Genomic DNA, 14642 nt, shown 5'->3' with positions numbered 1-14642 from the left:
CTGAGTGGTCTCTTTTTTGTTAGTAGTCATTTGACTTAGTTTTTCAAATGTTTTTCTAAGAATTGATCTTGTTCCCAGAGTAAGTGCAAGATGTTTTCTTTGGCAGCATAGCCATGACTTTCTTTTGGTAAAATCACCATACGAGCTGGGCCACCTAAACCTTTTATGGCTTGGAAATAGCGTTCGGTTTGTAATGTAAAAGTACCAGGGTTGTTATCCGCTTCGCCGTGCACTAATAGTAAAGGAGTTTTCATTTTATCCGCATTCATAAAAGGGGACATGGCCGTGTACACCTCTGGCGTTTCCCAATAATTACGTTGCTCGCTTTGGAAACCAAAAGGCGTTAAAGTTCTATTGTAAGCACCACTTCGAGCAATCCCACAAGCAAAAAGGTTGGAATGGGTCAACAAATTTGCGGTCATAAAAGCACCGTAAGAATGGCCGCCCACCGCTACTTTTTTTCTGTTGATGTAGCCCAAAGCATCTACCGCATTGATTGCAGCCTCAGCATTGTCCACCAATTGAGTAATAAAGTTGTCGTTAGGTTCAGTTTTGTCTTCTCCAATAATTGGGAACGAAGCGTCGTCTAAAACCACATAGCCTTTGGTCACCCAATACACAAACGAACCATAGTTAGGAAAGGTAAATTCGTTAGGATTTTGAGTGCTTTGTCCCGCACTATTTTTGTCTTTGTATTCGGCAGGATAGGCCCAAATCAATAACGGCAATTTTTCTTTTTTGACTTTGTCATAGCCTACAGGCAAGTATAAGGTTCCTGAAAGTTCAACACCATCTTTACGTTTGTATTTGATCACTTCTTTGCTCACGTTTTTGATGCTTTCAAACGGATTTTTGAAATCGGTGATAGGTGTGATTTTCTCTTTTTGGTTGATGTTTCTAAAGTAGTAATTTGGGTAATCATTTTTGGATTGAATTTGTACCAAAACCGTTCCTTTTTTAAAATCTTCTACCTCAATAATATCTTCTTTTTTGTCCTTATAAGTAGAAGTATACAAACGTTTGCTTTGTAACGTTTTTAAGTTCAATTCGTCAATGAATGGGAACTGACCTTCTTTCGTAAAACCATCGCCAATACGGAAGGCTTTATCATTTTCGATAGCCAAAACATAGCGGTTGTATTGATTTTTTCTAGTCTCGAAATTACCCGGATCAGCGTAAACGTCTTGTGAGTTTCTGTCGGTGATCACTTTAGGTTGTTGCGAAGGATTGGATGGATTGATCAGGTAGGTTTTGGTATTTCTAGTGTCATACCATTCATCCGAAACGATGGCAAAAGTGTCATTCCCCCAAATGATGTTGTCAAAACGCTGTGGTGTTTTTACTAGCGAAGTTGGATTGGCTGTAAAAGGCGCTTCCCATAAAAACACTTCGTCTCTAAACGCAACTTTATTTGCTGGATCCCCTTCGTCTAAAGCTTGTACAAAAGCCAAAGTTGCGGGTTTGTCGTTTCTCCATTGCAAAGCTCTTTTTCCTTTTTGCACGGCCATGAATCCTTTGGGCATAATTTCGGTTAAAGGCGTTTCGTTTACGATTTTTATTTCTTTTCCGTTTTTGTCATACACCACACTTTTCATTGGGAAACGATTCAAAGGAACGATATAAGAAAACGGTTTTTGAATCGTAGTAAGCATAATGTAATTTCCATCAGGAGATAAACTTTGACCAGCAAACATATCCGCCGATTTGAATAGCGTTTTATTGCCATTCAAAGTGATTTTATACAATTCAGATGTGATGATGTTCTCAAAATTGATCTCGTCATTTTTGTTTTTCAACATGTCTGGATAAGTTCTGTTTTGTGATTTTGCGCCACTAGCATTCGAGATAATTGGTCCCGCTGGTAAATCTTTTTTGGCATCCAATAAAGGTTTTCTGTCGCTAGGCAATAGTTTTACCAATATTGTTTCGTTGTCACCAAACCAGCTAAACGGAGCGCCTAAATTGGCATTCAAATTCGCTTCGGTCAGTTTCTTGGCTTGAGCAGAAGCCACGTCAATTACCCAAAGTTCTACACCATTGGCAGCGGTATGTGTGAACAAAATTTTAGTGTCGTTCGGCGACCAAGATAGATTGCTGATTTTGGCATTAGCTGGTAATCCCGCTACTTGAACTTCGTTTTTGTCTTTAATTTTTCGAAGTTTTAAGTTGTTGATATAGGTTACGGTACTCGAAATGTTCGTCACAGGATTGATGCGTAAACCACCCAAACGCAATTCTTCTTGATTAAGATCGTCAAGAGTTTTGTAGGTGTTTCTGTAAGAAAGTAAAAGGTTTTCTTTTTTAGTATCCATCGAAACCGAAGGAGCACGTTCGTAATCCGCTAAATCTAATATGGATTTAGAGGGTTTTTGGTAGCTTAGATTCTCTTGTGCGATGACCGAAAAACTAAAAGCAAGGCATAAAAAGGCAAGTTTTATTTTCATGAAAGGAAAGTTGGTTAATGAAAGGTTTACAATAAAATTAGTTGTACAAAAGCATCAAATGTTACAAAGATTAGCGTTTTATTTTATTGTAAAAATGGTAAAAAATAGTGTAAGTTGTAAATTTATTGAGCTTTAAATGATTATATGAAAAAAAAGACTAAATTGTGAGGAAGCTTTTTAAAAGATTTTTAATTTAGCCAATCAAAATTTAAATATAAAATTAATACGTATGTATCACTCTAAAATAGCAGGATTAGGATTTTATGTTCCTTCAAATGTGGTGACTAATGATGATTTGTCAAAGATAATGGAGACGAATGACGAATGGATTCAGGAACGTACCGGAATTAAAGAGCGTCGTCATATCATAAAAGGAGAAGACACTACTACCACAATGGGAGTAAAAGCAGCAGAAATTGCCATTGAGCGCGCTGGTATTGCCAAAGAAGATATTGACTTTGTGGTTTTTGCTACTTTAAGTCCTGATTATTATTTCCCAGGGCCTGGGGTTTTGGTGCAGCGCGATTTGGGTTTAAAAACCGTTGGAGCAATTGATATTCGTAATCAGTGTTCAGGTTTTGTGTACGGATTATCAGTAGCCGATCAATACATCAAAACGGGAATGTATAAAAACGTTTTGGTCATTGGATCTGAAGTGCATTCTTCAGGTTTAGACATGACCACTCGTGGGCGTGGGGTTTCGGTAATTTTTGGTGATGGAGCAGGAGCAGCTGTATTATCAAGAGAAGAAGATTTGACCAAAGGAATTTTGTCTACGCACTTGCATTCCGAAGGGCAACATGCTGAAGAATTAGCCTTGCTTGCTCCTGGAATGGGCGGTCGTTGGGTAAACGATATTTTGGCTGATAACGATCCGAACGACGAAAGTTATTTTCCTCACATGAACGGACAGTTTGTGTTTAAAAATGCTGTGGTTCGTTTTTCGGAGGTGATCAACGAAGGTTTGCAAGCCAATAATTTGGATGTTTCAGATATTGATATGTTGATTCCACATCAAGCGAATTTGAGAATTTCGCAATTCATTCAGAACAAATTTAAGTTGAATGATGATCAAGTATTCAACAACATTCAAAAATACGGAAACACCACCGCTGCATCTATTCCAATTGCCTTGACTGAAGCTTGGGAGCAAGGAAAAATCAAAGAAGGTGACACTGTGGTTTTAGCTGCTTTCGGAAGTGGTTTTACTTGGGCAAGTGCGATTATTAAGTGGTAGTTTTTTTTTGTAAGATAGTAAAGGTCTAGAATGCGAGTTCTAGGCTTTTTTTGTGGTTTTTACTGCCTATGTTGAAAAATAGACCGAATATTTTTTTTGTTTTTTGCTAAAAAGAAAGTTCATTTGGTGGGAATAATTAGTAACAATTATTGTCCAATCTAACTATTAACTTTATCTGGCCAACTTCAGTTGGCGTAGGAAAAGATGAAAGTTCCGTAGGAACGAACCATTTTGTAGCAACGGATTTTAATCCGTTGTATTTAAGTATGATGTAGTGTGAATCGTATCCATATAAATTTTAGCTACGATTGTTATTTTTTGCATTGAAGATTTGATTGTTTTTTTCTATTCAATATCCCAAGAAAACCAATTCCTAGTTTTTAGCCCTGATCGCAGCGGCATCCTTTGCTTTTTTGATAAAAAAAAAGTAAAGATATAGCGGAGAGCAGGAGGATGTAAGCAAAAAAGCCTATTCTTTCCGCTCCAAAATAAGCATAAAAAAATCCGTCTGGTTTTGCAACGAGACGGATTTTGTGTGTTAAGTATATTGTTTTTTAAATATGTAAGTCATTTAAGCTTTGTGAAGTAGCTTGTTTATTCAGATGGTTAAAGACAATATAATTTACAAGGTTTTTGTAAATTGTCTTAAACTACTTCAATGAACTGGCGATTTTACTTAACCTATTCAAAGTGAAACTTAGGTGACTTATATGTTTAAATCAAAATGTTGTTAAGTTGAATTAGCAAACAGCTTCTGCTAGAACGCTTTCTACTTCGTGCAAAGGTAAATCCCAAGCTTCGGCAACGCCACGGTATACTACTTTTCCGTTGGCTACGTTCAATCCTAATTTTAATTCTTTGTTTTCTTCGCAGGCTTTTCTCCATCCTTTGTTGGCCAATTGAATCGCGTAAGGCAAAGTCGCATTGGTCAACGCTAAAGTTGAAGTGTAAGGCACTGCACCTGGCATATTGGCCACACAATAGTGAACAATATCATCAATGATGAACGTTGGGTCTTCGTGAGTAGTTGGTTTACAAGTTTCGATACAACCTCCTTGGTCAACGGCTACGTCTACTACTACGGTTCCAGGGCTCATTAATTTTAGCATGTCGCGAGTAATTAAGTGAGGCGCTTTGGCTCCAGGAATCAACACACCACCAATAACTAAATCGGCTGTTTTGATCGCTTCGCAAATGTTGTAATGATTTGACATTTGAGTTACTACGTTAGCTGGCATTACATCAGACAAATATCTCAAACGTGGTAAACTTACGTCCATAATGGTAACTCTAGCTCCGAATCCAGCGGCCATTCTAGCGGCTTGAGTTCCTACGATTCCACCACCTAAAACTACTACGTTTGCTGGAGGAACACCTGGTACACCACCTAAAAGGATTCCTTTTCCTTTCATTGGTTTTTCTAAATATTTAGCTCCTTCTTGGATAGACATACGTCCCGCTACTTCAGACATTGGTACCAATAAAGGCAAGCTACGATCAGCTTTTTCTACCGTTTCGTAAGCTAAACAAACGGCTCCGCGCTCTAACATTGCGTGTGTTAACGGCTCAGAAGAAGCAAAGTGGAAATAGGTGAATAATAATTGGTCTTTTTTAATCAAAGGATATTCAGAAGCGATTGGCTCTTTTACTTTGATAATCATTTCGGCAATGTCATACACTGCTTCAATAGTAGGAAGAATTTCGGCTCCTGCATCTGTGTAGGCTTGGTCACCGAAACCACTGTTGCTACCAGCATTGGTTTGTACATATACAATATGACCGTGTTTTTTAAATTCGGCTACACCTGCTGGCGTTAAGGCCACACGGTTTTCGTTATTCTTGATTTCTTTTGGAACTCCGATTATCATAAGACTTTGTTTTGATTGGTTTTTGTGGGGTAAAAGTAATTTAAAAAGAAAATATTTTTTCCTGTGAATGATAGAAAGGTAAATATTAGTTTAATTTAGTATTTTAGCCTAAAATTTTTCTTTTCGAAATCGTTTTTTGCTTTTGTAAAAGAAAAATTATCTTAAAAGTGTTCCTTTTTTAAAAAGCTGCCCAAATGAATATTGATGAAACAGACAAAAAAATCTTACGCCTCTTGCAAGCCAACGCGCATTTGACGTTAAAAGACATTGCAAATCAAATCAATCTGTCTCTAACGCCTGTTCATGATCGAGTGAAACGTCTTGAAAAAGAAGGGGTTATTGATAAATATGTTACGGTGCTCAATAAGAAAAAGCTAGGTAAAAACTTGACTGTTTTTTGCCAAGTCACGCTTGTAAAACAAACCTTTGATATTTCTGAAGCTTTTAATGAAGCGATTCGGAATTTGCCCGAAGTGGTGGAATGTGATTTTGTTTCGGGTAGTTTTGATTATTTGTTAAAAGTGGTCTTGCCTGATATGGAAAGTTACCATCATTTTCATCAAAAGAAATTATCGGTTTTGCCAGAGGTTAGTTTGATCAATAGTTTTTTTATCATCTCTGAAGTAAAAAGCACAACGGTATTACCGATTTAAAAAATATTGTTTGTTGTTTATAGTTTGTTGTCTAAGTCTTTGAGATCTTTGTGTTAATCTTTGCGAGTCTAGCGGTTAAATACGTTGTGAGGGGTAAAAGTGATATTTCTCTAAATATGAGTTAAAAAAAACCATCAAAAGTTGCCTCTTGATGGTTTGTTGAATTATAATTAACGTTGGTTTTATCTACTAATAGTAAGTATAACGTCTTACTTTCGAAATGTATTTGGCTAAACGAATTACTTGATGGCTGTAGCCGTATTCGTTGTCGTACCAAATGTACAATACTATGTTTTTTCCGTCTTTAGAAACAATAGTAGCATTGCTATCATAGATGGAAGGGGCTGTAGTTCCTACAATATCCGAAGAAACCAATTCGTTGTTCAACGAGTATTTGATTTGCTCTACCAATTCGCCTTCTAAAGCGTATTTTTTCATAATGTTGTTAATGCCTTCGACAGAAGTTGCTTTGTTTACTTCAAGATTCAAAACCACTAATGAACCATTGGGAACAGGAACACGAATCGCGTTTGAAGTTAATTTTCCTTCTAAAGACGGTAAGGCTTTGGCAACCGCACTACCAGCACCTGTTTCGGTAATCACCATATTTAAAGCAGCGGCTCTGCCACGACGGTGTTTTTTATGCATATTGTCTACCAAATTCTGATCGTTAGTATAGGCGTGAATGGTTTCTAAATGTCCTTTTACAACTCCTAAAGTATCTTCAATCGCTTTCAGAATAGGAGTAATGGCATTGGTGGTACATGAAGCTGCCGAGAAAATTGATACCTCGTCCGGATTGTATTCGTTTTGATTTACTCCATGAACAATATTCGGCACACCTTTTCCAGGTGCCGTAAGTAATACTTTATCGGTTCCTTTTGAAGTCAAGTGACGACTCAAAGCTTCTTGAGTAGTGAAGGCTCCCGTGTTGTCGATTATTAAGGCATTGTCAATATTGTAAGCTGTATAATCAATTTCTTCTGGAGTGTTGGCAGTAATCATATGAACGGTAGTTCCGTTGATGATTAAAGCATTGTTGGCTGGATCGGCAATAACAGAACCATTAAAATCACCATGAATAGAGTCATAACGCAACAAAGAAGCTCTTTTTTCTAAGCTTGTAGCGTCGTTTTTGTCACGAGTAACAATGGCTCTCAATCGCATTTGATTGCCTTTTCCGGTTTTGGACATTAACTCACGGGCCAATAAGCGACCAATACGGCCAAAACCGTATAAAACCACATCTTTGGGTTGAATTTCCTCAGTGAATTTGGCGTCTTTTAGTTTGTCAATTACAAAATGTCTGGCATCTGGGTATTTTTCATCCAAAAGTCCGTATTCGTAAGTCAATTTTCCGATATCCAATTTGGAAGGCGGTAGGTCTAAAGATAGAATTATACTCGCAATTTCAACCGAATCAGAAACAGCAATTGGTTTTCCAACAAATTCCCCTGCGTATTCGTGCAAGTTTAGAATTTCGCTCACATTTCTGTCGATTAAATGATTTCGGAACAAGACCAACTCGATGGATTTGTCATACCATAAATCGCTAATAATTTTGATTAATTCTACTCCCGAGCGTCTTCTGTCGGTTTGAATAGTCACTTCCTTTTCGTATAAATGTGTTGTACTCATGAATGAATTTTGTAAAAAAATAAAGTTGTGTTTTTTAAAATTTTTGCAAAAGTACCCTATTTCAATCGATTTCGTAAACTGTTTTTGAATTTTTTTTATAAAAAAAAGCCATCACACGCTAAGGTATGATGGCTGTTGGTATAAAGTTATTTTTTTTTAAATGATTATTCTGAAAATTTCACCATTTCGGTTGATCATTTCTATACGAACACTTTGTTGTTCGGATTTGTTTTTCATAATTGAAGAAACTGTTTCTACATTTGTAGCTTTCACATTATCGATGCTCAAAATGATATTGCCTTGTAATTCTTCGGCATATTGAATGTAACGCTCGTTGGTAATGGCTTTGATTTTTACCCCATAATCAATTTTGAATTTCTTTTTGTCGGCTGCATCAATGTTTTCTACTTCAATGCCTTTAAATTCAGAACTGAAATATTCGTTTTTGCTCAAGGTTACTGTGGTCGATTTGTTTTTACCCTCACGGATATAGTTGACCACCACTTTGTCATTCGGACGTTTGGTGTTAATGTATCCTGACAAATCGGCAAAAGTTGCAATGGTTTGATTGTCCATTTTCACTATAATATCTCCTTTTTGTAATCCCGCTTTTTCGGCTCCTGAATTTTTAGTTACTTTATTAATGTAAAAACCTTCTGTTTCTTTCACTCCCAAATCTTTAGAAGCCGTACTGTTCAATTCACCACCTTCAACGCCCAAAATTCCGCGTTGTACGTTTCCGAATTCCATTAAATCTTCAATAATTTTCCTAGCGTTATTTGAAGGTACAGCAAAAGAATACCCCGCATAACTTCCTGTTGGAGAAGAAATCATCGTGTTGATTCCGATTAATTCTCCTCTTGCATTTACCAACGCACCACCAGAATTTCCTGGATTTACAGCGGCATCGGTTTGGATAAAGGATTGAATGCCTCTCGCGTCTAAGTTTCTCGCTTTGGCCGAAACGATACCTGCAGTTACCGTTGAATTTAAGTTGTATGGATTACCCACAGCCAAAACCCATTCGCCTACTTTTACATTATCTGAATTGGCAAATACGGTGTAAGGTAATTTTTCATCGGCCGAAATTTTCAACAAAGCGATATCCATTTTGGAATCGGTACCGATCAATTTTGCTTTGTAGGTTTTTTTGTTATTGAGGGTGATTTCAATTTCTGAAGCGTCTTTAATCACGTGATTGTTGGTAACGATGTAACCGTCTTCAGAGATGATCACTCCCGAGCCCGTTCCTACTTGTTCTTGTTGTTGTCCGCCGCCATAGCCATAAAAATATTCCAAAATAGGATTGCTAATGGTTCTTCGAGAAACGTTTTTTACGTGTACAACGGAGTGTACTGTTTTTTCAGCAGCCTCGGTAAAATCTATTGCTTCAGCTGCGAGTCCCACATTTTTCCCGTAATTTTCTTGAGCAAGAGTTACTACACCTTTTTTGTTATTTGAAAAATACCCGTTGTCATCAAACAAAAGTTTGTAACCACCTAAGGTAGTGGCGCCACTAAGGACTGATACTAGTAATAAGGATGAGATTTTTTTCATAATAGATTTTAGTTTTATTAGTTATTTAGAGACAAATTTAGCACATAAAATATTTTCTAAAAACGAGTTTAACGTACTTTAACAGTGTTTAACTATAATTATTAATTGTACTTTTGTGTTTCAAAATGATATACATGACTTTAGAATTTTATAAATACCAAGGCACTGGAAATGACTTTGTAATGGTTGATAATCGATCTTTATTTTTTCCGAAACAAAATACTGAACTTATTGAAAAATTATGCGATCGCCGATTTGGTATAGGTGCTGACGGATTGATTTTGTTGGAAAATGATACCGAAACTGATTTCAAAATGGTCTACTACAATTCCGATGGAAACGAGAGTTCCATGTGTGGTAACGGCGGACGTTGTTTGGTAGCTTTTGCCAAACAATTGAACGTTATTGAGAATGCGACCACTTTTATCGCTACCGATGGTTTGCATCATGCAACTGTTGCTCCTGATGGATTGGTTTCTTTACAAATGATTGATGTAAATGAGATCAAAATCACCCCAGAATATGTGTTTCTAAATACAGGTTCGCCACATCATGTTCAAATAGTAGAGGATTTAAAAAACTATAATATAAAAGAGCAAGGCGCAGCTATTCGTTACGGAGCATTATATGGCAAAGCAGGAAGTAATGTCAATTTTGTGAGCCAAATCAATGACGATACTTTTGCCGTTCGTACCTATGAACGTGGAGTAGAAGACGAGACTTTGGCTTGCGGCACCGGAGTTACTGCTGTGGCCATTGCCATGCATGCTACTGGTGTTACAGCAGCTACTCGAATAAATACCAATGTAGAAGGTGGAAAGCTAGAAGTGTCTTTTGAAAAAAACGGGAGCCAATACACGCAAGTTTTCTTAAAAGGTCCCGCAGCGTTTGTGTTCAAGGGACAAATTGAAATTTAAATTTTGCACCTTATAATTCATGAATACATTAAAAGGTAAAAACGTATATCTGCGAGCTTTAGAACCGAATGATTTAGAGTTTGTGTATGCCATGGAAAATGACCAAAGCATTTGGGAAGTGAGCAATACACAAACGCCATACAGTAGGTTTTTGATCAAACGGTATCTCGAAAACGCACATCAGGATATTTACGAAGCCAAACAATTGCGACTGGCAATTTGTCAAGATCAAGATTTTCCAGCAATCGGATTAATCGATTTATTTGAATTTGATCCCAAAAACAGAAGAGCAGGTATGGGTATTGTCATACAGTCGGACCAAAAAAGGAATCAACAAATTGGTTCTGAGGCACTTGAATTGTTGATTCAATTCTCGTTTTACGATTTGAATTTGCATCAAGTCTATGCAAATATTGGTACAGAAAATAGTGCAAGTGTGGCGCTTTTTACTAAATTTGGCTTCCAAAAAATAGGAATAAAAAAAGATTGGGTACTAGTCAATGGAGTGTATCAAGACGAAGCCATTTATCAATTAATTAATCACAAATTTTAATCATTTTATTTTGAACGTAAAAAAAATCCTTTCGATTGTAGCTGTTGTGGTAGCTTCGGTACTTTTAGTTTACGGTTTTGTTTTGATTCGTCAAATCTTTAGTGCCAATACTAAATTCAATGAAGATAAAGTATATGTTTATGTGCTAACAGGTTCAGATTATACAGCTGTCAAAAAACTCATAGCACCCTATGTTGAAGATATGCAACGCTTTGAAATGGTTGCAGGCAAAATGAGTTATGCTGAGAATGTAAAGCCAGGTCGTTTCTTATTGAAAAAAGGAATGAACAGTTATGAATTAGTCAAATCCATGCGCAGCAATGATCCCGTAGATTTAGCCTTCAATAATCAAGAACGCTTAGAAAATTTAGCTGGTCGTGTGGGTTCGCAAATCGAACCAGATAGTTTGTCGCTGTTGACTACCTTCAAAGATTCTGTTTTCCTGAAAGAAAATGGTTTTACGGAAGAGAATGTTTTTGTGATGTTTATTGCCAATACGTACGAAGTGTATTGGAACATTACAGCCGAGAAATTCCGTGACAAAATGATCAAGGAATATCGTAATTTTTGGAATGAAAAACGCACCCAACAAGCAGCCAAACAAGGTCTAACGCCAGTTACGGCTACTATTTTAGCATCGATCGTTCATAAAGAATCGGTTAAAAGAGACGAGAGACCTCGTATAGCTGGAGTATATTTGAACCGTTTGAAACAAGAAATGCCTTTGCAAGCCGATCCTACGGTGATTTTTGCCTTAAAGAAGAAAAGTAATGATTTTGATCAAGTCATAAAACGTGTCTTTTACAACGATTTGTTTTTAAATTCGCCATACAATACTTATAAAAACATTGGCCTACCTCCAGGACCCATTGCAATGCCTGATATCACGGCACTCGAAGCGGTTTTGACTCCTGAAAAGCACGATTACATTTATTTCTGTGCAAGTGTTGATCGTTTTGGTTACCACGAGTTTGCAGCTACTTTACCGGAACATAATATTAATGCTAAAAAATATTCAGATTGGATCAACAGCCAAGGTGTGCAACGATAATTGTTTTACCTCGAAATATAGTCTTTCGATTGATTTTATTATTTTGGAGCACTTGCCCTTTGTTGGCGCAAGTAGCTCCAAACTCTTTTTTTACCCCATCTGATTCTTTAAATATGCAAAGACGAAATACCGTTATCATCACCGAAACGGTATTGGGAGGAGGAGCCTTGTTAGGATTGAATCAACTTTGGTACGCGGACTATCCTAAATCCAACTTTCATTTTATCAATGACAATGCCGAGTGGTTACAAATGGACAAAATCGGACATATGTACTCATCCTATCATTTGGGTCGTTTTGGTTCCGAGGCCTTGCATTGGAGTGGAGTGAGTAAAAAAAATCAGTTGCTTTATGGCGCTACACTGGGATTTGTTTTTTTATCCGCAGTGGAAATCATGGATGGTTTTTCTGCCGAGTGGGGCGCCTCTACGGGCGATATCTTGGCCAATGCCGTAGGAACAGGACTTTATGTTTCGCAAGAATTACTTTGGAACGAGCAACGCATTATCCCTAAATTTTCCTTCCACACCACGTCATTCGCTGCGCAAAATCCGAACAAATTAGGCAATAGTTTTTCGGAACAACTCTTAAAAGATTATAACGGGCAAACGTATTGGTTATCGGGAAATATTTCATCTTTTTTTCCTAACGCACCGTTACCCAAGTGGCTTAATCTTGCAGTTGGCTATGGTGCCGAGGGCATGACGCAGGGTTTGAATCCAAATGATCAACGCGAACGACAATTCTACCTCAGTTTTGATATTAATTTTCAGAAAATACGGACTAATAATTCTATATTAAAAACTATTTTTTCACTAATTAACACCTTAAAAGTACCTGCGCCTACTTTGTCATTTGGCTCAAACAGTGGGGTTAAAGCCCATGTCTTTTACTTTTAACATTTTTTAACAGCTTGATTTTCAATTACTTTTTTGTTTAGTGGTATCTTTGCAGCAGTAATTTCACAAGGTGACAGCGCGTGAAGAAAATCAATTTATGATAAAGAAATGGTATTTTTTCTTGAGTTTAATTGCCCTAGTGGCCTATGTAAGCTTGAGTTTTAAAAAAGAGAAAAAGAGCCTCGCTCCCAAGGTTCAATTGGTGCAAAAGGAAGTCAAACAAGCCGAATTTCCTTTGAAAGATTCTTTAACTTTTGACATTCCCTTTACCAAAAATCAGTTTGTTGGTTTCAAAGAAGCAGTAGCTCACAAAGAATCACGAGGAAAATATAAAAAAGTGAATTCTTTGGGATACTTAGGGAAATATCAATTTGGAGTACAAACCCTCAAAGCGGTTGGCGTTAAAAGTCCTAAAAAGTTTTTGAACAGCCCAGAATTGCAAGAAAAAGCATTCGTAGCGTTGTTGTCCAAAAACAAACATCTTTTAGAAAAAGTCATTGAGAAACACGAAGGAAGTGTTATTGATGGGATTTTAATTACAGAATCTGGAATTTTAGCCGCAGCGCATTTAGCAGGCGCAGGTTCAGTAAAAAAGTTTTTTCGTTATAAAGGGAAGAAATTTTTCCGAGACGCTTACGGAACTTCATTAAGAAGCTATTTGAAAAAGTTTGGAGGTTATGACACTTCCAACATTGTAGCCGATAACAACGCTACAGTTCATTCAATTTAAATTTTTTCAAAAAAAAAATAAGGACCAGCTTTAGAGCTGGTTTTTTTTGTGCTGTCAAATTTATAATTTCTAGTTTCATAACTAATAAACAGTGTTTTAGAACATCTTGAATTCTGTTTTTTTATTAAATGGCTATATTTGATAAAGTACTAAAATGAGTTACCAATGAACACCAATCACTTACTTGTTGCTTTCAGAAATCGAGCCTTAGGAGTCAAAGAAAGGACCTCAAACTAGACACATGAAATAGAATATTTATACAAAAGAGGAGTCGGTATTGATGAAGCTTTGCATTATTTGTACTTTGAAAAACCATCTATTGAAGAATTTGAAAGTTGGGTGCAAGAAAAAGAAGGAAAACTTATTCAATCGGTTACTCAAGAAACTTCAGTTTTAAGTGATGACGAATTGCAGTTTTTTGAAACCAACGGGTATCTTATTTTACCAAATGCGATTTCAAAGGCGGATTGTGCTGCAACCCAACAGCTGATTTGGGAGTTTTTGGGAATGCATCCAGAACAACCCGAGACTTGGTACCAAAGCCATCCCCAACAACGCGGAATGATGGTTAATTTTTTTGACCATCCGTTGTTAGAAAAAAACGGAGCTTCGGCGAGAATCAAGAAAGCTTTCGAACAGCTGTATCAGTCTGAAGCTATTTATAAAACCATCGATAAAATAAGTTTTAACCCACCCGTTACGCCAAATTATGTTTTCAAAGGAGATGGTTTACATTGGGATGTGAGTTTGCAATTGCCCATTCCGTTCCGATTGCAAGGTTTGATTTATTTGTCAGATTGTGGACCACAAGATGGTGCTTTTCATTGTGTGCCTGGTTTTCATCATCAGATTGCTTCTTGGATGGAGCAGGTTCCAGAGGGTGTTCATCCGAGAGCACACGCTTTAGCAACACTCAAACCCCAAGCCATTAGCGCCTCTGCTGGCGATATGGTGATTTGGCTTCAAGCCTTGCCACATTGCGCGACGCCAAATTACGGTACTTCGCCACGTATGGTGCAATACCTAAGTTATATTAGTGAAGCGTATGTAGAGGATAAAGAGTGGGTTTGAGTTATCATAAATAACAAAGCCATT

12 protein-coding genes are annotated in these 14642 nt (G+C 37.1%); 8 read left to right on the top strand and 4 right to left on the bottom strand.

The features are described from left to right. Positions 1 to 35 precede the first annotated feature (35 nt). Entirely contained in the window at positions 36 to 2444 is a 2409-nt protein-coding gene (locus AO58_RS0114360; RefSeq protein ID WP_024982364.1) for an alpha/beta hydrolase family protein, read from the bottom strand. A 229-nt stretch (positions 2445 to 2673) separates the two neighbouring features. Here AO58_RS0114360 and AO58_RS0114350 point away from each other — a divergent pair, with 229 nt between their 5' ends. After that, entirely contained in the window at positions 2674 to 3681 is a 1008-nt protein-coding gene (locus tag AO58_RS0114350; protein ID WP_024982363.1) for a 3-oxoacyl-ACP synthase III family protein, read from the top strand. A gap of 740 nt (positions 3682 to 4421) precedes the next feature. On the opposite strand, the gene ald is transcribed toward AO58_RS0114350, so the two are convergent. After that, on the bottom strand, positions 4422 to 5549 hold the full coding sequence (gene ald / locus AO58_RS0114345) for an alanine dehydrogenase (protein WP_024982362.1): 1128 nt from the start codon (positions 5547 to 5549) through the stop codon (positions 4422 to 4424). Positions 5550 to 5743: 194 nt separating this feature from the next. On the opposite strand from ald, the gene AO58_RS0114340 reads away from it, so the two are divergent. Continuing rightward, positions 5744 to 6202 (top strand): Lrp/AsnC family transcriptional regulator, encoded by a 459-nt coding sequence (locus AO58_RS0114340; RefSeq protein WP_024982361.1) that lies wholly within the window; start codon positions 5744 to 5746, stop codon positions 6200 to 6202. A gap of 189 nt (positions 6203 to 6391) precedes the next feature. Here AO58_RS0114340 and AO58_RS0114335 read toward each other — a convergent pair whose 3' ends face one another. Beyond that, a complete protein-coding gene (locus AO58_RS0114335) occupies positions 6392 to 7840 on the bottom strand; it encodes a glyceraldehyde-3-phosphate dehydrogenase (RefSeq protein ID WP_024982360.1) in 1449 nt (482 codons plus the stop codon). Positions 7841 to 7996: 156 nt separating this feature from the next. Further along, a complete protein-coding gene (locus AO58_RS0114330) occupies positions 7997 to 9397 on the bottom strand; it encodes a Do family serine endopeptidase (protein WP_024982359.1) in 1401 nt (466 codons plus the stop codon). Positions 9398 to 9531: 134 nt separating this feature from the next. Here AO58_RS0114330 and dapF point away from each other — a divergent pair, with 134 nt between their 5' ends. From dapF to AO58_RS17335, 6 genes are all read left to right on the top strand, one after another. Further along, entirely contained in the window at positions 9532 to 10314 is a 783-nt protein-coding gene (gene dapF, locus AO58_RS0114325; protein ID WP_024982358.1) for a diaminopimelate epimerase, read from the top strand. Between the two features lie 19 nt (positions 10315 to 10333). Next, a complete protein-coding gene (locus AO58_RS0114320; RefSeq protein ID WP_024982357.1) occupies positions 10334 to 10867 on the top strand; it encodes a GNAT family N-acetyltransferase in 534 nt (177 codons plus the stop codon). 10 nt (positions 10868 to 10877) lie between these two features. Further along, the gene (gene mltG, locus AO58_RS0114315; protein ID WP_024982356.1) at positions 10878 to 11918 is read left to right on the top strand and encodes an endolytic transglycosylase MltG; all 1041 of its coding nucleotides are present in this window, start codon (positions 10878 to 10880) and stop codon (positions 11916 to 11918) included. 113 nt (positions 11919 to 12031) lie between these two features. Then, the gene (locus tag AO58_RS0114310) at positions 12032 to 12817 is read left to right on the top strand and encodes a DUF2279 domain-containing protein (protein ID WP_081764676.1); all 786 of its coding nucleotides are present in this window, start codon (positions 12032 to 12034) and stop codon (positions 12815 to 12817) included. Positions 12818 to 12914: 97 nt separating this feature from the next. Continuing rightward, complete coding sequence (locus AO58_RS0114305) at positions 12915 to 13547, top strand: hypothetical protein (protein WP_024982354.1); 633 nt, start codon at positions 12915 to 12917, stop codon at positions 13545 to 13547. A gap of 297 nt (positions 13548 to 13844) precedes the next feature. Next, on the top strand, positions 13845 to 14618 hold the full coding sequence (locus AO58_RS17335; protein ID WP_051536729.1) for a phytanoyl-CoA dioxygenase family protein: 774 nt from the start codon (positions 13845 to 13847) through the stop codon (positions 14616 to 14618). Positions 14619 to 14642 lie beyond the last annotated feature (24 nt).

Source organism: Flavobacterium succinicans LMG 10402 (assembly GCF_000611675.1).
GTDB classification, from domain to species: Bacteria; Bacteroidota; Bacteroidia; order Flavobacteriales; family Flavobacteriaceae; genus Flavobacterium; species Flavobacterium succinicans.
The sequence above is the reverse complement of the archived record's forward strand: the minus strand, read 5'-3'. Positions and strand labels throughout refer to the sequence as shown.

Bases quoted from the DNA above. Each gene is read 5' to 3' on its own strand.
- AO58_RS0114360 (WP_024982364.1), bottom strand. From the start codon at position 2,444: ATGAAAATAAAACTTGCCTTTTTATGCCTTGCTTTTAGTTTTTCGGTC.
- AO58_RS0114350 (WP_024982363.1), top strand. From the start codon at position 2,674: ATGTATCACTCTAAAATAGCAGGATTAGGATTTTATGTTCCTTCAAAT.
- ald (WP_024982362.1), bottom strand. From the start codon at position 5,549: ATGATAATCGGAGTTCCAAAAGAAATCAAGAATAACGAAAACCGTGTG.
- AO58_RS0114340 (WP_024982361.1), top strand. From the start codon at position 5,744: ATGAATATTGATGAAACAGACAAAAAAATCTTACGCCTCTTGCAAGCC.
- AO58_RS0114335 (WP_024982360.1), bottom strand. From the start codon at position 7,840: ATGAGTACAACACATTTATACGAAAAGGAAGTGACTATTCAAACCGAC.
- AO58_RS0114330 (WP_024982359.1), bottom strand. From the start codon at position 9,397: ATGAAAAAAATCTCATCCTTATTACTAGTATCAGTCCTTAGTGGCGCC.
- dapF (WP_024982358.1), top strand. From the start codon at position 9,532: ATGACTTTAGAATTTTATAAATACCAAGGCACTGGAAATGACTTTGTA.
- AO58_RS0114320 (WP_024982357.1), top strand. From the start codon at position 10,334: ATGAATACATTAAAAGGTAAAAACGTATATCTGCGAGCTTTAGAACCG.
- AO58_RS0114310 (WP_081764676.1), top strand. From the start codon at position 12,032: ATGCAAAGACGAAATACCGTTATCATCACCGAAACGGTATTGGGAGGA.
- AO58_RS0114305 (WP_024982354.1), top strand. From the start codon at position 12,915: ATGATAAAGAAATGGTATTTTTTCTTGAGTTTAATTGCCCTAGTGGCC.